We start from the raw sequence: 18,641 nt of genomic DNA on the forward strand, positions 1-18,641 counted from the left end.
TTGATCGCAACGCATCTGGCAAAAATAGTGTGAACAGGCCCTAGCGTGTATCCATGGAAAAACCCCGCCCGCACCCTGGAGGACAGTGCAGGCGGGGGGTGGTGGCGGCCCGAGAGGGCGGGGTCGCCCAGACGGGCCGCCCAGGACGGGTACGGCGTTGCGCTCGAAGGGTGCGTAATCAATGCTTGACCATGCCCGTCCCTTTAAGCGTCAAGACCGGCTGCCGGCCTCGAACTCGGTGCGGGACAGGCTGCCGTTCTTGTCCTTGTCCAGCGCCTGGAAGCGGTTGGCGATGGCGGGTAGCTGGCCCGCCTCGGCGCTGCTCAGCTGGCCGTCGCGGTTGGCATCGGCGCGTTCAAAGGCGCTGGCGCTGGCGCTGCTGCCGCTGGGCGTGGCCGTGCTGCTGCCGCCAAAGGTCGCTTTGGGCTGCGTTGTGGCTGGGCCCGGCCCCGTCTGGTACTGCGGTTGTGCGGAGGGGGCGCTGGGCGTCTGGGCCTGCGCCGCCGCACCGCCCACGGTCAGCGCCGCAAACAGCATCACGCTGCGGGCATCGAAGGAGGGGAGGGTGCGTCGTTGCGGTGTGTGAGGCATCGATTCGGCTCCGGTGGAAGTTGAACAGGCCTTCATTGCACCGCAGCATGGATGCCGCAGCCAGCACTTTTGCCCGCTGTTGCCCGTCTCCACAATGGCCCGGCGGATGTAACGCACAATCGTCGCCCCGGCCCCGAATGAGGAGGAAACGCGCCATGGGAAACAGACTGACACAAATCGCCACGCGCACCGGCGACGACGGGTCCACGGGCCTGGGCGACAACACCCGCGTGTCCAAGGCCAGCGGCCGCCCGCAGGCCATGGGCGACGTGGACGAGCTCAACTCCCACATCGGCCTGCTCCTGTGCGAGCCGCTGCCCGCGGACATGCGCGAGCTGCTGATCGACGTGCAGCACCAGCTGTTCAACCTGGGCGGCGAGCTGTCCATGCCCGGCTACGAGCTGCTCAAGGACGATGCGCTGCTGCAGTTGGACAACGCGCTCGCGCGCTACAACGCCGAGCTGCCGCGGCTGCTGGAATTCATCCTGCCCGCGGGCACGCGCGCCGCCTGCCAGGCCCATGTGTGCCGCACGGTGGCCCGCCGCGCCGAGCGCGCCGTGGTGGCGCTGCAGCAGCACGAGACCATGCGCGCCGCGCCGCGCCAGTACCTGAACCGTCTGTCCGACCTGCTGTTCGTGCTCTCGCGCGCGCTCAACCGCATGGACGGCGGCAGCGAGGTCTACTGGAAGAGCGAGCGCCTGGCACGCCAGAACCATGCTACTGAATAAGTAGCTGCCAGCGCAGGCTGGTCAAGCGCTGCGGCACGATGGGGCGCATAACACGATGGGGCGCATAAGTCTCCGCAACGCGGCAGGTGCGCCGGCGCGCAACCCATCACCCCGCTCCAACCTTCCGAAAGCCGCAGCGCAGGCCGCAGGCGCTGTCTTTGGGCGCGAGTGGGGTGGTGTTGCTATTAAAAAAGTAGCTGCTCGCGCTTATCCATCAGGCGCTACACCCCGATTGGACCCATTGTCCCACTGCGGCCCGGAACGGTGCCGGCGCCCGATCCCTCGTCATGCTGCCCTTCCGAAGTCCGCGGAGCAGGCCACGCCAGCAGACGCCGCGCAGCGCCTCAGGGGGATGCCTTTATTTCGGCGCCAGCATCGCCATGGTGATGCGCGACACGCAGGTCAGCTCGCCCGCGTCGTTCACCATGTCGATCTGCCAGACCTGTGTGGTCTTGCCGATGTGCACCGGCCGGGCCGTGCCCGTGACCCATCCGCTCCTGGCGGCGCGCAGGTGGTTGGCGTTGATGTCCAGGCCCACGGCCAGCCAGCCCTCGGGGCTGGCGTGGTAGGCGCCCACCGAGCCCAGCGTCTCGGCCAGCACCACGCTCACGCCGCCGTGCAGCAGGCCGAAGGGCTGGCGCGTGCGCTCGTCCACGGGCACGCGCGCGCGCAGGAAGTCGTCGCCGACTTCGGTGAACTCGATGCCCAGGTGGCTCACGGCGGTGTTGGCGCTGGAGGCGGTGATCAGCGCGAGGGTGGTGGGTTTTTTCCAGAGGGACATGGTCTGAGGGGTCTCACATCAGGGCTGCGCCCGGCAGCGGCTCCGGGCTTTGGCACGATTGGTGGGCTCGGTGGCGGAAGTTGCAACCTCCACACGCCCAGAATCGACCGGTTTGCTCGTTTGGAGCATATCCGTTTCCCGTGCGCAGTGCTTTGTGCGGCCCACCAGCGGGCCGGGGCGCCGCGGGGCTGCCTTCCCATCCAACCCACACATTCCTTTGACCATGCAACGCCGCCAGTTTGTCCTCCAAGCCGGCCGGGCCGCCGCCCTCGCGGCCGCGCCGGCCTTCGTGCTCCCGGCCCGTGCGCAGGACGCGCCAGGCGTGTCCGCCAAGGCCCTCTCGATCGGCTGCTCGGCCGCCATGAGCGGCCCGCTGCTGGGCTTTGGCACCGACATCCAGCTGGGCGCGGGCGCTGCTTTCGCGCAGGCCAACGCGCGCGGCGGTGTGCATGGGCGCACGCTGCAGCTGCAGATGGTGGACGACGCCTATGACCCCGAGCGCACGCTGGCCAACGTCAAGCAGATCATCGGCCAGGGCAGCGCACTGGCGCTGCTGTCGTGCGTGGGCACGCCCAACAACACGGCCATCGTGCCGCTGGTGGAAGAGGCCGGTATTCCCTACGTGGCGCCGATCACGGGCGCGTCGTCGCTGCGCAAGACCACGCGCAACGTGTTCCATGTGCGCGCCAGCTACACCGACGAGGTGCAGCGCCTCATCCAGCGACTGGCGGGCATGGGCCTGAAGGGCATCGCTGTGGTGTACCTGGACAACGGCTACGGCCGCGAAATGCTGGAGGACGCCACGCGCGCCCTGGCGGCGCTGAACATGAAGCCCGCCGTGCAGGTGGCCGTGGCCACCGACGGCAAGAACCTCCCCCAGGTGCTGCAGGCCGTGGCCGCGGCGCGCCCCTCGGCCGTGCTGCTGGCGACCGCGGGCACGGTGTCCGTGGGCCTGGTGCGCGGCATCAAGAAGGAATCGCCCGGCGTGCTCATGGCCGGCCTGAGCGTGACGCTGCCCAGCGCCAGCCTGGGCCAGCTGGGCGAGGACGGCAGCGGCCTCGCGCTGTCCATGATCGTGCCCGACCCCAACCGCGCCAAGCTGCAGCTGGTGCGCGACTACCAGTCCGCCATGCGCGCGCAGGGCAAGAGCGAGTTCTCGCAAGGCAGCCTGGAGGCCTACGTGAACGCGCGCGTGCTCATCGAAGGCCTGGACCGTGCCGGCAAGGACGTGACCCAGCCCAAGCTGCGCGCGGCGCTGGCGGGCATCCGCAACCTGGACCTGGGCGGCTTCGTGGTGGACTACAGCGGCCAGGCGCCCTACGTGGGCTCGCGCTTCATCGACCTGGGCGTGCTGGGCAGCACGGGCCGCTTCATCGCCTGAACACGGCACCGCTGAGGCGCTTCGCGCCTCGGTGCAGCTGCCCAAGGCAGCAGCCCTTCGGGGTCGTCCAAGCCTGCGCAGGCAGCTAGGGCCTGTTCACACTATTTTTGCCAGTGCGAATGGCGTGAAAACCGCGCCAATCTAGGCGCGTGACGACGCCAAGGCCGGGGCCTTGGCTAGGAGGGCAACGACGCGTGGCGCGGTTTTCACTCCGTTCCCTCCGGGTTGCGATCAAAAAGGGCCATTCGCGGCGTTGCCAAGCCTCGCTGGGGTAGCACCCCAGCTTCGTTTGGCGCCTTGCGCCTGGCCCTTTTTGATCGCAACGCATCTGGCAAAAATAGTGTGAACAGGCCCTAGTGTGGTGTCTCAAAAGTAATCATCAAATAATGGTACTCGCTGCCCGCGCCACAGATGCCAAGATGGTGTCCGCACTTTTATGCCACACGAACGGCTTGGGATCCTCGTTGTGACGATCAATGTATTCCCGTATGGATTGCTCCAGCTGAGCAACGCTGGTGTGGGCGCTGCGCTTGATCCACTGCTCGCTGATCTGGCTAAAGAAACGCTCGACCAGATTGAGCCAGGACGCTGAGGTGGGCGTGAAGTGAACGTGGTAGCGAGGATGGGCTGCTAGCCAGGCCCGCACTGCCTGCGTCTTGTGCGTGCCGTAGTTGTCCATGATCAGGTGGATGTCTTGTTCGCCAGGCACCGCTGCATCGATGGCTTTGAGGAACTGCAGGAATTCCACACTGCGGTGACGGCGCTTGAGCTGTCCTATGACTTTGCCAGTGGCCACATCCAGCGCTGCAAACAGCGACGTTGTGCCATGGCGCTTGTAATCGTGCGTGCGCGTGCTGGGTTTGCCAAACGTCAGTGGTAACCCTGGTTGGGTGCGATCCAGAGCCTGGATCTGGCTCTTCTCGTCCACGCACAGCACCAAGGCGCGATCGGGTGGTGCCATATACAGCCCCACCACATCCCGTACCTTGTCCACGAAATGGGGATCCGTCGATAGCTTGAAGGTTTCTTGCAGGTGCGGCTTCAGCCCAAAGGCATGCCAGATGCGCTGCACCGTCGCGGGCGATACGCCAGCGTGCCGACTCATCTGGCGCACGCTCCAGTGCGTGGCGTTGTCAGGCTTGCTCTGGCGAACCTTGTCCACAATGAGCTGAACCTGCTCGTCGCCCACACTGCGCGGGCGGCCAGCGCGCGGGGCATCGGTCAAACCCGCCAGACGATACGCCCGGTAGCGCCGCCGCCACTTGGAGACAGTTTGCACCGTCGTGCCCAAGCGTTGGGCAATCATGGTGCCCGACTCCCCATCTGCGCAGCCCAGCACGATTCGCATGCGCAGCTTCTCGTCCTCGGGCGCTTTGCGTACGCGCAGTCGCGCATGCAGCTCTGCGCGCTCGGCATCGGTGATCTGCAGCTTCGTGGCGGGGCGTCCAGGGTGGGCCATCAGCGTAGTCTCCTATAAGGAAGCTGATTCGACCAACACCGGTCAAAATAGTTCTATCTATTTTTGAGACACCACACTAGTGCGCCCCGCAGTCCCTCTCTCGCATTTGCGGCGCGATCCGGGCAGGGGGCGCATCCTCGGCCATGGGGTGGCGCGGCCGGTCCAGGCCCTTGCCTGGGGCGCGCCAGTTCTCCGTTCTTTCTGTAGGCCCCGGGGCGCCAGGGACGGCTGGGCCCTCAGGGCAGCATGCTGCCCGTGGCCAGGCAGCGCTCGTGCCAGGACAAGGCCTCGCCCAGGATGTGGGGCGTGTGCTGCGCGCCCTTGCTGCGCGCGCGGTCGAAATAGTCCTGCAGCAGCGGGCGGAAGTCCGGGTGCGCGCACTTGTCGATGATGACCTGCGCGCGCTGGCGGGGCGACAGGCCGCGCAGGTCGGCCAGGCCCTGCTCGGTGACGATGATCTGCGTGTCGTGCTCGGTGTGGTCCACGTGCGAGACCATGGGCACGATGCAGCTCACCTTGCCGCCCTTGGCCACCGAGGGCGTGACGAAGAACGACAGGTAGCCGTTGCGCGCATAGTCGCCCGAGCCGCCGATGCCGTTCATCATGGCCGAGCCCATCACGTGCGTGGAATTGATGTTGCCGTAGATGTCGGCCTCGATCATGGCGTTCATGGCGATCACGCCCAGGCGCCGCACCAGCTCGGGGTGGTTGCTGATCTCCTGCGGGCGCAGCACGATGCGGTCGCGGTAGAAGGCGATGTGCTCGTTGAAGTCCTTCAGCGCCTCGCTGCTCAGCGAGATCGCGGTGGCCGACGCCGCGGTCATCTTGCCGCGCTTGATCAGCTCCAGCATGCCGTCCTGCAGCACCTCGGTGAAGCCCAGCAGTTCGTCGAACGGGCCGTCCAGCAGCCCGGCCAGCACCGCGTTGGCCACGTTGCCCACGCCCGACTGCAGCGGCAGCATGTTCTTGGGCAGGCGGCCCACCTTCACCTCGTGGGCCAGGAAGTCGATGATGTGCGCGGCGATCTGGTTGGAGACTGCGTCGGGCTTGGCGAAGGCCGTGTCGCGGTCGCGCTGGTGCGTCTGGACCACCGCGATCACCTTGGACGGGTCCACGCGCAGGTAGGGCTCGCCGATGCGCTCGGTGGCCTGCGTCAGGTGGATGGGCTGGCGGCGCGGGGGAATGGCCGTGCCGTAGTAGATGTCGTGCATGCCCTCCATCTCGATCGGGGGCAGCGAGTTCACCTCGAGGATCACCTTGTCGGCGATCTCCAGCCAGGTCTTGTTGTTGCCCACGGCGGACGAGGGGATCAGCCGGCCGTCGGGCAGGATACCCAGCACCTCCACCACAGCCACCTGCATGGGGCCCAGGAAGCCGAACCACGCATGCTGCGCCACGTGCGAGAGGTGGATGTCCAGGTAGTGCACCTCGCCCGCGTTGATCTTGTCGCGGCAGATCGGGTCCGACTGGAACGGCAGGCGCTGGTGGATGCCGTTCACCTTGGCCAGCGCGCCGTCCAGCTCGGGCGCGGTGGAGGCGCCCGTCCACACGTTGACCTGGAACGGCCGGCCTGCTGCATGCTCGGCCTCGATGCGCGCGGCCAGCGCCAGGGGCACCTGCTTGGGATAGCCCGCGCCGGTGAAGCCGCTCATGCCGATATTGGCGCCGGCCGGGATCAGGGCCGCGGCTTCGGCCGCGCTCATGATTTTCTGGGCCAGACCGGGGTGCTGGATACGGGGGGACGACGAGGTGGACACGCTAACTCCAGACGGACAAGCGCCCCGTGCAGGCCTGGCGGGCAGCTGGCGCGGGGCGCAAAAAAGAGCGTAAATCTTAGCAGCGGCTCCTTGCGCGGCTAGGGATAACCCTGGCCTTACACCGCGCTGACGCAGGCCGCCCGCGCAGGCGCGGCCGCGTCGCGGCACCGGCCGGGCAGGCAGTACGATCGCGTCCACCATGCCGTTCACGCCGCTTTGCCCCTCGTGCCGCCAGCCCACCGAGATCCGGCGCTTTGCCGCCAGCACCGGAGGCACGTTGGAGCTGGACCTGTGCTTTGCCTGCCAGGGCATGTGGTTCGACCCGCAGGAGAACACGCGCCTGGCGCCGGCGGCCGTGCTGGAGCTGTTCGAGCTGCTGCACCAGCACCGAGGCGACGCGCACCACCCTCTGGCCGACCGGCTGCGCTGCCCGCGCTGCAGCCAGGCGCTGGCCAAAGGCTACGACGTGGCGCAGGGCGGGCGCTACGTCACCTACCGCTGCGCGGCGCGCCACGGGCGCTTTTCGACCTTTGGCTCGTTCATGGTCGAGAAGGGCTTCGTGCGGCACCTGTCCACGATGGAGATCGAGGCGCTGGCCGAGCGTGTGGGCACCATCAACTGCACAAGCTGCGGCGGCACGGTGGACATCCGCCACGACCACGCCTGCCCCTACTGCCGCTCGGCCCTGTCGCTGCTGGACCCGCAGGCGGTGGACAAGGCCCTGGCGCGCCACGGCAGCGCCGCCCGTCAGACCGCGCCGGCGGACGCCGCCTCGCCCGACGCCCTGGCCGATGCGCTGGTGGCGCTGGAGCGCAACCGCGCGCGGGAGGAGCGTGCACGCCAGCGCGAACGGCTGGAGGGCACGCGCAGCGACGAGTTCGACCTGCTCACCGCGGGCATCGAGATGGTGTGGTCGCTGCTGCGGCGTTGATCGGTTTGCTACTAAAAAAAGAGCTGCTGGCGCTTGTTAAGATTGATTTTCAAGGCGGAAAGCGCCTTGAATCCTTTCAGGGTAAGCGCTGGCAGCTATGGATACGGGAGCGCGCCTGGGCGCTTCCGCCCAGCCTTACTTGCCGCGGTTCAGGGCTGCGTACAGCACGATGGCGCCGAAGGTCGCGGTGCCGATGCCGCCCAGCGCGAAGTCGCCGAACTTCAGCGTGAATTCGCCCGTGCCCAGGATCAGCGTGATCGCCGCCACGATGAGGTTCTTGTTCTGCGAGAAGTCCACCCGGTTGTCCACCCAGATCTTGGCGCCGGCAATCGCAATCAGGCCGAACACCACGATGGACACGCCGCCCATGACCGGCAGCGGGATCGCCTGGATCAGCGCGCCGAACTTGGGCGAGAAGCCCAGCAGCACCGCCAGCAGCGCCGCGACCAGGAACACCGCCGTGGAGTAGATGCGCGTGGCGGCCATCACGCCGATGTTCTCGGCGTACGTCGTCACGCCCGTGCCGCCGACCGCGCCGCTCACCATCGTCGCCACGCCGTCGCCGATGAAGGCGCGGCCCATGTACTGGTCCAGGTTCTTGCCGGTCATGGCCGTCACGGCCTTGATGTGGCCCAGGTTCTCGGCCACCAGGATGATGACCACCGGCACGATCAGCAGCATGGCGGGCGCGCTGAACACGGGCGCGTGGAACTGCGGCAGGCCAAACCAGGCGGCGTTGGCGATGCCCGATACGTCGATCGGCTTGCCCAGGCCCATGCCGTTGGTCAGCAGCGCGTACAGCAGGCTGGCGATGATCAGTCCCACCAGGATCAGCAGGCGCTGCAGCATGCCGCTGGTGAATACCGCCACCAGCGCCACGCACACGAAGGTCAGGGCCTGCATCCAGGCCTCGAAGTTGTTGGCCGCCATGTTCTTGATGGGGATGCCGGCCAGGTTCAGCCCGATCACGGCCACCACCGCGCCGGTGACCACCGGGGGCATGAAGCGCTCGATCCAGCCCGTGCCCACCAGGTGCACCACCACGCCCACCAGCGTGTACACCAGGCCGCAGGCGATGATGCCGCCCAGCGCCACGCCGATGTTGGCGTTGGGGCCCTTGCCTGCATAGGCCGTGGCCGCGATCACCACGCCGATGAAGGCGAACGACGAGCCCAGGTAGCTCGGGACCTTGCCACCGGTGATGAGGAAGAAGATCAGCGTGCCGATGCCGCTCATCAGCACCGCCACGTTGGGGTCGAACCCCATCAGGATGGGCGCCAGCACCGTGGCGCCGAACATGGCGATGACGTGCTGGATGCCCATCAGCCCGGTCTGCGCCCAGGGCAGCCGCTCATCCGGTCCGATCACGCCGCCACCCTGCAGCACCTGCGCCGGTTACTCATTCCATTGCAAAAGGGCCATGGGGCTCTCCTTGTGTGAAAGCGCTGATTTTAGAGGTTAGATGGGCCTCTGGCGCTTGTGTGGCAAGCGCAAACAGCTATCAAATCAGGAGTGTGCCGGAGTGCGCTATCACCCAGGGGTGCCAGACGGGCCCATCGCCGCCGGCCTGCCGAGCGTGGCGGGGCCGTTTTCTGCCGTCACGGGGCCCAGGTTTGCCAGGCCCTCAGCGCCCCGGCTTGCCGGTCTCGAGCGCGTGCAGCTCCTGCACCACGTCAACCACCTTGTGTGCGTCCTCGCGGATGCGCTCGATGGCGTCGCGCGCCTGGCGTGACAGCTGGGCACCCTGCTCCACCGCCGCCACGCCGCCCTGGATGTGGTCGATCATCGCCCGCATCTCCTGCAGCACGGCCTGGATGGTCTGGTGGATGTCGTTGGTGGCGGTGCGGCTGTCGCCGGCGAGCTTGCGCACCTCTTCGGCCACCACGGCAAAGCCGCGCCCGGCCACGCCGGCGCGCGCGGCCTCCACCGCCGCGTTGAGGGCCAGCAGGTTGGTCTGGTCGGCCACGCGGCGTATGCCCTGCACGCTGGCGGCGATGCTCTCGGTCTTGCGCCCGAGTTCGTGCACGCGGGCCGCGGTGTCCTCGAACAGCTGGGCGATCGACTGGATGCGCGCCGTGGCGTCGACGATGGTTTGCGTGCCTTCTTCGGAGAGCTGCTGCGTCTCCTGCGCCACGGCAAACGCCGTGTTCACGCCCTGCTCGCGCGCCTGCGCCTGCTGCACACGCGCGGTGATGTCGGTGGCGAACTTGACGATGTGGCTCACCACGCCGTCAGGGTCGAGCACCGGGTTGTACGTCGCCTCCAGCCACACCGTGCGCCCCCGCGCATCGACGCGCTCGATCTTGCCCTTGGAATACACGCCCGCGCGCAAATCGTCCCAAAAGCGTGGGTAGTCGCTGCTTTGCGCGAACGCGGGCGGGCACAAGATGCGGTGGTGCTGGCCCACCAGGTTCTGGCGGGTGTAGCCCATGGTGTGCAGAAAGTGGTCGTTGGCGCGCAGCACATGGCCTTGCAGGTCGAACTCGATCACTGCCATGGAGCGTTCGATGGCCTCCAGGATGGCATGGGCGCGCTGCGTCTGCTCCTGCGTGGCGGTCACGTCGTAAACCAGCCCCACGATGCGCTCCACCCGGCCGCGGGCATCGCGCACGGGGTAGAACATGCCCTGCACCCAGACCACGGTGCCGTTTTTGCAGCGGCGCTGCGCCGTGCCTTGCACGAATTCGCCGCCGCACAGGCGCCGCCAATTGGCCTGAAAGGCAGGGCTGGCAACGTATTCCGGTGGATAGAAAATCGTTTGGGGCTGGCCGATCAATTCCGCACGCTGGTAGCCCAGCAGGTCACAAAACCGCGCGTTCACTTCGCGCACCGCGCCTTGGACATCCACTTCGACCACGGCCGTCTGCTCTGCAATGGCCTGCCAGCGCCCTTGTGCCGAAAAACGTTGCTGCTGCCACCACATAGGACACCTCGTTGCTCAGAAATACCGGGCATGTAGTGTACGCGCGGTGAGCGCAACGCTTTGCGGGGAAAGCGCGAGAGGCTATTAAAAAAATAGCTATCGCGCCGCCAGGGCGCGCGCGATGCGGCCTGGCCGCACCGTGGTCTTGGGCACGTGGAAGGGGAACCACATGCGCACGTCCTGCTCCAGCCCGATGCCGTGCATGTAGTTGTAGATGGCTTTCTTGAGCCCGGCGCCCAGCGCGTCGTGGTCCACGCCCGTGGGGTCGATGAACGCCACATCGTTCTTGGCAAAACCGCCCGGCGGCAGCGGGGCCAGGGTCACGCCGTATTCCTCGGGGCTCTGCCCCACGGGCGAATGCACGGTGCAGGCAAAGCGGTGGAAGAAGCCGCTCTGGATGCAGCCGTTCTCGAACAGCTGGCGCACGTACTCCAGCGCATCCACCGTGTCCTGCACGGTCTGCGTGGGAAAGCCGTACATCAGGTAGGCATGCACCAGGATGCCGGCGTCGCTGAATGCGCGGGTCACGCGCGCCACCTGGTCCACGCTGACGCCCTTCTTCATCAGGCCCAGCAGCCGATCGGAGGCCACCTCCAGCCCGCCCGAGATGGCGATGCAGCCCGCGTCGGCCAGCAGCTCGGCCAGCTCGGGCGCGAAGGTCTTTTCAAAGCGCACGTTGCCCCACCAGGAGATGCCGGTGCCGCGTGCGATCAGCTCCTGCGCGAGCGCCTTGAGGGCCTTGGGTGGCGCGGCTTCATCGACGAAGTGAAAACCGGTCTGCCCGGTCTCGGCCACGATGGCCGCGATGCGGTCGGCCAGCACCTGGGCGCTGGCGCCCTCGTAGCGGCCGATGTAGTCCAGATTCACGTCGCAGAAGCTGCACTTCTTCCAGTAGCAGCCGTGCGCCACGGTGAGCTTGTTCCAGCGCCCGTCGCTCCACAGCCGGTGCATGGGGTTGAGCATGTCCAGCAGCGACAGATAGCGCTGAAGCGGCAGGCCGTCCCAGGTGGGCGTGCCGATCTCGGCAAAGGCGACGTCGGGCTCCGCCAGGTGGACGTACTGCACGGCGCCATCGTCATTGCGCACAAAGGTGCGCACCAGCCGCTGGCGCCCGCGCTGGCCTTGCAGGTGCTCCAGCAGCGCGAGCAGCGGGCGCTCGCCGGCGTCCAGCGTCACGTAGTCGAAAAAATCGAACACCCGTGGGTCGGCCAGCTCGCGCAGCTCGGTGTTGACGAAGCCGCCGCCCAGCACGGTGACGATGTGCGGGTGCTGTGCCTTGAGGGCCTGGGCAATGCGAAACGCGCCGTACACCGAGCCCGGGAAGGGCACCGAGAGCAGCACCACGCCGGGCTGGTGGCGCGCGACGGCCTCATGGGTGAGCTGCTGCAGCACCTCGTCCACGAGGGTCGGCGCCTGCGCCAGCGCGTCGGCCAGCGGGTCGGCCAGCGGGTCGAACGTGGGCTGGCTGCCGGCGAGCTGTTCGGCGTATCGCACAAACTCGAAACGCGCGTCCACGGCGCCCTGCAGCACGTCCGCCAGGTCGTTGAGGTACAGCGTGGCCAGATGCTTGGCCTTGTCGGTCAGGCCCAGGGCGCCGAAGGCCCAGCCCAGCGGGTCGCCGCTGCCGTCGTCCTCGTACACGTCCAGCGCCGCGAAGCGCGGCCCCTCCGGCAGGTAGTGGCGGCCCACGATGCGGTGCGCGAGGGTGCTGTCGCGCCCCTGCAAAAAGGCCATGGCTGGGCCGACGGTGGCCAGGTACCGCTCCTGCTGTGCAAGAAAGAACTGCACCGCCGGGCTCTGCGCGTTTGCGGGCAGGGCCCGCGCTCTTTCGGCGACCTGCGCCAGACCGTCGCGCGAGAGCAGCCGCAGCACCAGCGCGATCGCCAGGTCTTCCTGGAAGGCGGCCACGCCGCGCGAGCGCAGGAAGCCCGTGAGGTAGGCGGTGGAGGGGTAGGGCGTGTTGAGCTGCGTCATCGGCGGGATGACGGACAGCACGCGGGGCAGGGCTGCGGGCATGGGCAAAGGGGTGGAGGGGGCTGGCAGAGCGGCGGATTATCCCGGCCCCCTGCCGCGCATGCCCCTGCGGGGACTTGTTCAGCGCACGGCGCGGCGCGCCTTCTTGGCGGCGTACATGGCGCGGTCGGCCTCGCGCAGCGCCTCGTCGGCCGTCATGCCGTTGGGGCGCACGGCGATCACACCCACGCTGGCGCCGGCGTAGTCGATGGGGCGTCCGCCCCGCCAAAGCGCCCGCGCCTGGCCTGTGCCAGGCGCTGGCCGAACCCCTGGCGGGCCGCCTCCAGCGCCGGGCCGGGCGCGGGGCCTGGGCCTACGGCCACGAACTCATCGCCCCCGTAGCGTGCGACGAAGTCCTGCGCGCGCGCGGCGCCGCGCAGCCGATCGGCCATGTCGGCCAGGAAGAGGTCGCCCACCTCGTGGCCATAGGTGTCGTTGATCGCCTTGAAACCGTCCAGGTCCATGAAGGCGATCAGCACCGCCGTGCCCTGGCGCGCGCCTTGCGCCAGTTGCTGGTGCAGCATTTCGCGCAGCGCGCGGCGGTTGGGTAGGCCGGTAAGGGCATCGGTCGCCGCATAGGCCGCCAGCCGGGCATTGGCCTGCAGCAATTGCTGCAGCAGCTGCTCGCGCTCGACCTGCTGGCCAATGAGCCGCGCGAACAGCGTCAGCGCGTTGCGCGCCTGTGAAGTGAGCTCCTGGCGCTCGTCGCTGGCGGCGCAAAGCGTGCCGTAGAGCTGGCCGTCGGCCATGCGCACCGGTGTGCTGGCGTAGGTCTGGATGCCCAGCGCCGCGGCGGCCTGCGAATCGCCCCAGCATTGCCCCACGTCGGCGGTGAAGGGTCGGCCCTCGTCCAGCGCGCGTTTGCACAACGTGTCGTGCCAGGGCACGCAGTCCCTCCGGGATCTGCACCTGGCGCGTGTTGCGCGCGTACAGCACACGCTGCACACCCCGCTCCAGGTCCACCACCGTGAGGTAGGTGGATTCGAACCCGGTGATGTCTTCCAGCAGCTCCAGCAGCGGCCGGGTGAGCTCTTCGACGGTGCGTGCGCGGGTGACGGTCTCGCTGAGATGGTCCAACAGGTTGTCCATGCGGCCATTATGGGTGGGTGTGCCGCAGGACGCAGGCCGGGACAGGCAGCGAACGCCTGCCCCTCCAGTTGGATCACGGTGTGCGCGCTAAGGTGCGGCGCTGGGCCAGGCGGGGCGCCGGCCTGTGAGCTGGCTCACGATGGCGCCCTTGAGGGGCGGCAGCCGGTTGGCGCCCGCCAGCACCACCTGGCGCAGCAGGCGGGGCAGCGGCCGGTCGTCGGTGTACAGGCGCACGATGGCATTCGTGCCCTGGTACAGCGGCCAGGCGTGGCGGTGATGGCCGCGCGCGTAACCCTCCAGCACGCTGGCGGCGCCGATGTCCGCGCCGCGCTCGCGTGCCTGGGTGAGAGTGCGCGTGAGGCTGTCCACACCCGCCAGCCCCATGTTGAACCCGTGCGCCGTCACCGGGTGCATGCCGACGGCCGCGTCACCCAGCAGCGCGCAGCGCGCGGCGGCGAAGCGGTGCGCATACACGGCGACCAGCGGGTAGGCGTGGCGCTCGCCCACCAGCCGCATGGCGCCCAGGCGGTCCTTGAACTGGGCTTGCACGCGTGCGGCGAATGCCTCAGGGGGCAGTGCCAGCAGCTCCTGCGCATGCGCCGCGCCGGTGGTGACCACGGCCGAGCACATCGGCGCGCCATCGACCAGGTCGCCCGGCAGCGGCAGGATCGCCAGCGTCTGCTCGTAGCCGAAGCACTCGTGCGCGACCTCGTGGTGGGGCAGCTCATGGCGCAGGCGGCAGACGATGACCGTGCGGCCGAAGTCGTGCATGGCCGCGCCAATGCCCAACTGGCGCCGCGTGGCGGAAAAGCGGCTGTCGGCAGCCACCAGCAGCGGGGCCTGCAGACGCAGGGGCGCTGCGTCGAGGTTGCGGGTGTCGGTGTATTCCAGCTCGGCATGCGCGGGCGTGACGGCCACGCGCGTGACGCGCGCCTCGGTGACCAGTCGTACGCCGGGCGTGTGCGCGGCCACTTCGTAGGCCGTGCGGCGCAGCGCGTGGTTGGGCACGATCCAGCCCAAATGCTGGACGCCGCTGCCGCCTGCATGCAGCTGCATGGCCCCGCGCTGGCCCACGGGGCCGTCGTGCACCTGCGCCTCGCGCAGCAGGCCGACCTCGTGCGCGGCCAGGCGCCGCCAGCTGCCGATGCGCTGCAGCGTGGCCACGCTGGGGTGGGTGAGTGCGATCTCGCGCCCGTCGGCCGGGGGCGCGGCCAGCGTGGAGACGGGTTGCTGCTCCAGCACCGTGACCTGCATGCCAGCCTGGGCCAGCGAGGCCGCCAGCGACAGCCCGGCAGGCCCCGCACCCACGATGAGCACGTCGCTGCGCTGAGAGGAAACGTCTTGTGTTGTCATGATTCAGAAACAGGCCGCCGGCAGTGGCAACAGCGGGCAATTGTCGGCAGGGCGGAAAGCGGCGATCTTGCCTTGCGTCAAGCACGGCGGCCATGCGGCCGCTTCCTACGCCGGGCGGGCGATGGTCTCACTACAGTGGAGAACCCTGCAACCAGCAAGCAAAGGACCCGACATGCGCGTGGACATCTACCGCCGATCCGAAGCCGAGGGGCGTTATTCCCATCTGGCCGTGCCCGAGGGCAAGCCCATACCGCAGGAGGCCATCAATACGGATTGGAACTGCGAGCACCGCGCTGTGGAACGGGACGAAACCCAGGCGCACTGGAGCGACCTTGGTATTCCCGAGCCCGGACGGCAGTTGCGCGACAAGGGCTATGCCATCACCAGCGTGACGGAGCAGCCGCGGCGCTGAGGCCAGGTGCGGCCGGCGAGGTGCCGCCGGCCAGGTGCGACCGGCAAGGTGCGGCCGGCAAGTTGTCACGTGCGTGGCGCGCACGGCGACCGCGATCGCGCTAGGCTGTGCGCATGGAGACACACCACAACATCCCCCCAACACACCCGCCTTACGCGCCCCAGATACGCCGCTACCAGGATGGGCTGCAGGCGCAGCACGGCCTGCGCTTTGACGATTACGACGCGCTATGGCGCTGGTCCACCACCGATCTGGACGCCTTCTGGCAGAGCGTCTGGGACTATTTCGACCTGCAGTCGCCCACGCCGCACAGCGCGGTACTCGCAAAGAACGTGATGCCCGGCGCGCAGTGGTTCCCCGGCGCACAGGTGAACTACGCGCGCCAGGTGCTGCGCCATGTGGGCGCCGCACAGGCCGCGGGCCAGCCGGCCCTCATCGGCCGCAACGAACGCGGCGAGCGCCGCGAGCTGTCCTGGCCCGCGCTGCGCCGGCAGGTGGCGGCGCTGGCGCTGCACATGAGGGCCCAAGGCGTACAGCCCGGCGATCGCGTGGCAGCCTACCTGCCCAACATCCCCGAGACCATCGTCGCCTTCCTGGCCTGCGCCAGCATCGGTGCGGTGTGGAGCCTGTGCGCGCCCGACATGGGCACGCACGCGGTGCTGGACCGCTTCCGCCAGATCGCACCGACGGTGCTGTTGGCCGTGGACGGCGTCACCTATGGGGGGCGCGACCATGACCGTTGCGACGTGCTGGCGGAACTGCGCGCGCAACTGCCCACGCTGCGCCACGTGGTGCTGGTGAGCAATCTGGATGCTTCAAAAACAGTAGCTGATACCGCTTGCTACGCAAGCGTTATCGCCCGAAATGATGCAGAGACTGCGGCCTTTGAACCGGCGTGGCTGCCGTTCGACCACCCGCTGTGGATCGTCTATTCCAGCGGCACCACCGGCCTGCCCAAGCCCATCGTGCACGGCCATGGCGGCATGATGCTGGTGATGCTGCAGCTGGCAGTGCTGCACAACGACATCGGCTGCAGCTACGCGCCCAACTCCCTGGGCGAGCGCTTCCACTGGTACAGCTCCACCGGCTGGATCATGTGGAACGCCCAGGTCGGCGGCCTGCTGGGCGGCACCACCTGCGTGCTGTACGACGGCAACCCCGGCGGCAGCAAGGAGCGGCCCGACTGGACAGTGCTGTGGCGCATGGCGGCCGAGGAGCGCGTGACCTTCTTCGGCGCTGGCGCCGCGTTCTACGGCCACTGCATGAAGGCCGGGATCACCCCTGCGGCCTGCGGCGATCTGTCGGCGATCCGCGTGCTGGGCTCCACGGGGTCGCCGCTGCCTGCCGAAGTGCAGCGGTGGGGATCGCAACTCCTGGCCAGCGCGGGCGTGCCGCAGGTCTGGTGGTGCAACATCTCCGGCGGCACCGACTTCGCGGGCGCCTTCATCGGCGGCAATCGCGAGCTGCCGCAAACGCCCGGGCGCATGCAGTGCCGCATGCTGGGCGCAGCCGTCGAGGCCTGGGACGAGCAGGGCCGCCCGGTACTGGACGCCGTGGGCGAACTGGTGTGCACCCAGCCCATCCCGTCCATGCCCTTGTTCCTGTGGGGCGACGCCGATGGCGCGCGCTACCGCGCCAGCTACTTCGAGATGTACCCGCCCGGGCATGGCCGCAGGCCCGGCGGCGGGGATCTGGGGCCCGAGGCCGGGGCCGTCTGGCGCCACGGCGACTGGATCGAGATCGGCTCCAGCGCCCACCCCGGCTGCGTGATCTACGGCCGCAGCGACGCCACCATCAACCGCCACGGCCTGCGCATGGGCACGAGCGAGATCTACAGCGCCGTCGAGGCCCTGCCCGAGGTGCTCGACAGCCTGGTGGTGGACCTGGAATACCTGGGCCGCGCCAGCTACATGCCGCTGTTCGTGGTGCTGCGCAGCGGCCTGGTGCTGGACGACGGCCTGCGCGCGCGGATCAACGACGCCATCCGCGCCAGCCTGAGCCCGCGCTTCCTGCCCGACGAAATCGTGCAGGTGGCCGAGGTGCCGCGCACGCTGAGCGGCAAGAAGCAGGAGCTGCCCGTCAAGAAGCTGCTGCTGGGCCAGTCGATGGACAAGGTGGTCAACCCGGACGCCATGGCCAACCCCGGCTGCCTGGCGTGGTACGTGGACTTTGCGCGGCACCGTGCGACGGCGGTTGCTTCATAAAAGATAGCTGCTCGCGCTTGATGGACGGGCGGTTCAGCCCGGTTTGTCCCAGTTCTCGCCTTCCACGCGCGGCACGCTGGCAAAGCGCAGCGCGTGCTCGGTGAAGCGCTCCACCACGCGGCTGGTGCCGCTGGCCAGGCGCGCCAGCGCAATGCCCACGTGAAAGCCCGGCGGGTTGTCGGTGAGCGCCAGGCATTTCACGCCGCGCGGCACCACCTGCCGCGCCACGCTGGCCACCAGGCCCACGCCCAGGCCCGAAGCCACCAGGCTCATGATGGTCTGCACCTGCATCGCCTCCTGCGCCACGCGCGGCGAAAAGCCAGAGAACTGGCAGCGCATCATGGCCAGGGCCGAGAGGCTGGGCACCTTGTGCTGCGGGTACATGATGAAGGGCTCGTGCGCGGCCTCGGCCAGCGCGATGGCGTCGCGCTGCGCCAGCGGGCTGCTCTCGGCCACGGCCAGCACGAAGTCGTCGCGGTCCAGCGGCAGCAGCTCGAAGCCGCTCGGGTCCAGCACCGGGTAGCGCAGCAGGCCGGCATCGAAGCGCCGCGACACCAGCCCCTCCAGGATCTCGGACGACGTGGCTTCGCTCAGCTCCAACTCGATCTGCGGATAGCGCTGGCGCAGCGAGGGGATGAGTTGCGGCAGCAGCGCATAGGTGGCCGAGCCGATGATGCCCAGGCGCAGCAGCCCGCCTTCGCCCTCGCGCGCGTCCTGCACCGCCTGGCGGCACTGCTGGGCGTGGAACAGCGCGCGGCGGGCGTCGCCCAGCATGGCTTCGCCGGCCGGGGTGAGCACCACGCCCGTGGTGGTGCGCTCGAACAGGGGGCTGCCGAGTTCCTCCTCCAGCTTGCGGATGGACACCGACAGGGGCGGTTGCGCCATGTGCAGGCGCTCGGCCGCGCGGTGGAAGTTGCCGGTTTCCGCCAATGCGACGAACTGGCTGAGTTGCCGGAGGTTCATGCGATATGAAAAAAGTATTGAAATCTAAACTTTTAATATTAGACAGCATGCAAGGT

Annotated in this window: 14 protein-coding genes and 1 pseudogene; 5 read left to right on the forward strand and 10 right to left on the reverse strand. The window is 68.4% G+C overall.

From position 1 onward, the window contains the following. Positions 1–210: 210 nt before the first annotated feature. Entirely contained in the window at positions 211–591 is a 381-nt protein-coding gene (locus HND92_RS00330; RefSeq protein ID WP_012655178.1) for a calcium-binding protein, read from the reverse strand. A gap of 155 nt (positions 592–746) precedes the next feature. Between HND92_RS00330 and HND92_RS00335 the strand changes: the two genes are divergently transcribed. Beyond that, positions 747–1,319, forward strand: a complete 573-nt coding sequence (locus tag HND92_RS00335; protein WP_135148641.1) for a cob(I)yrinic acid a,c-diamide adenosyltransferase — start codon at positions 747–749, stop codon at positions 1,317–1,319. A gap of 358 nt (positions 1,320–1,677) precedes the next feature. Here the strand turns inward: HND92_RS00335 and HND92_RS00340 are convergent, their stop codons facing one another. Further along, complete coding sequence (locus HND92_RS00340) at positions 1,678–2,100, reverse strand: hotdog fold thioesterase (RefSeq protein WP_011803515.1); 423 nt, start codon at positions 2,098–2,100, stop codon at positions 1,678–1,680. A 223-nt stretch (positions 2,101–2,323) separates the two neighbouring features. On the opposite strand from HND92_RS00340, the gene HND92_RS00345 reads away from it, so the two are divergent. Beyond that, on the forward strand, positions 2,324–3,481 hold the full coding sequence (locus tag HND92_RS00345) for an ABC transporter substrate-binding protein (RefSeq protein WP_172205019.1): 1,158 nt from the start codon (positions 2,324–2,326) through the stop codon (positions 3,479–3,481). Positions 3,482–3,860: 379 nt separating this feature from the next. Here the strand turns inward: HND92_RS00345 and HND92_RS00350 are convergent, their stop codons facing one another. Further along, on the reverse strand, positions 3,861–4,940 hold the full coding sequence (locus HND92_RS00350) for an IS630 family transposase (RefSeq protein WP_005801445.1): 1,080 nt from the start codon (positions 4,938–4,940) through the stop codon (positions 3,861–3,863). Between the two features lie 236 nt (positions 4,941–5,176). Then, entirely contained in the window at positions 5,177–6,697 is a 1,521-nt protein-coding gene (locus tag HND92_RS00355; protein WP_256376578.1) for an acetyl-CoA hydrolase/transferase family protein, read from the reverse strand. Between the two features lie 199 nt (positions 6,698–6,896). Between HND92_RS00355 and HND92_RS00360 the strand changes: the two genes are divergently transcribed. Continuing rightward, complete coding sequence (locus tag HND92_RS00360) at positions 6,897–7,628, forward strand: zf-TFIIB domain-containing protein (RefSeq protein ID WP_012655183.1); 732 nt, start codon at positions 6,897–6,899, stop codon at positions 7,626–7,628. A gap of 135 nt (positions 7,629–7,763) precedes the next feature. Here HND92_RS00360 and HND92_RS00365 read toward each other — a convergent pair whose 3' ends face one another. The 5 genes and pseudogenes from HND92_RS00365 to ubiM all read right to left on the reverse strand — a co-directional run bounded on the left by HND92_RS00365 (position 7,764) and on the right by ubiM (position 15,006). After that, positions 7,764–9,014, reverse strand: a complete 1,251-nt coding sequence (locus HND92_RS00365) for a solute carrier family 23 protein (RefSeq protein ID WP_103736941.1) — start codon at positions 9,012–9,014, stop codon at positions 7,764–7,766. Between the two features lie 238 nt (positions 9,015–9,252). Continuing rightward, positions 9,253–10,551, reverse strand: a complete 1,299-nt coding sequence (locus HND92_RS00370) for a PAS domain S-box protein (RefSeq protein ID WP_172205022.1) — start codon at positions 10,549–10,551, stop codon at positions 9,253–9,255. A gap of 96 nt (positions 10,552–10,647) precedes the next feature. Continuing rightward, positions 10,648–12,567 carry a radical SAM protein gene (locus HND92_RS00375; RefSeq protein ID WP_172205038.1) on the reverse strand — a complete coding sequence of 640 codons (1,920 nt, stop codon included), beginning with the start codon at positions 12,565–12,567 and terminating at the stop codon, positions 10,648–10,650. Positions 12,568–12,645: 78 nt separating this feature from the next. Then, positions 12,646–13,653: pseudogene (locus HND92_RS00380) on the reverse strand (sensor domain-containing diguanylate cyclase). An 87-nt stretch (positions 13,654–13,740) separates the two neighbouring features. After that, a complete protein-coding gene (gene ubiM, locus HND92_RS00385; RefSeq protein WP_172205041.1) occupies positions 13,741–15,006 on the reverse strand; it encodes a 5-demethoxyubiquinol-8 5-hydroxylase UbiM in 1,266 nt (421 codons plus the stop codon). Between the two features lie 172 nt (positions 15,007–15,178). Between ubiM and HND92_RS00390 the strand changes: the two genes are divergently transcribed. Further along, positions 15,179–15,418 carry a DUF6139 family protein gene (locus HND92_RS00390; protein ID WP_172205044.1) on the forward strand — a complete coding sequence of 80 codons (240 nt, stop codon included), beginning with the start codon at positions 15,179–15,181 and terminating at the stop codon, positions 15,416–15,418. 113 nt (positions 15,419–15,531) lie between these two features. After that, positions 15,532–17,622 (forward strand): acetoacetate--CoA ligase, encoded by a 2,091-nt coding sequence (locus HND92_RS00395; protein WP_172205047.1) that lies wholly within the window; start codon positions 15,532–15,534, stop codon positions 17,620–17,622. 33 nt (positions 17,623–17,655) lie between these two features. Here HND92_RS00395 and HND92_RS00400 read toward each other — a convergent pair whose 3' ends face one another. Next, positions 17,656–18,585 (reverse strand): LysR family transcriptional regulator, encoded by a 930-nt coding sequence (locus tag HND92_RS00400; RefSeq protein ID WP_011803525.1) that lies wholly within the window; start codon positions 18,583–18,585, stop codon positions 17,656–17,658. Positions 18,586–18,641: the final 56 nt, after the last annotated feature.

Origin of the sequence: Diaphorobacter sp. JS3050, from assembly GCF_013154915.1 — a bacterium.
Taxonomy (GTDB): Bacteria; Pseudomonadota; Gammaproteobacteria; order Burkholderiales; family Burkholderiaceae_C; genus Diaphorobacter; species Diaphorobacter nitroreducens.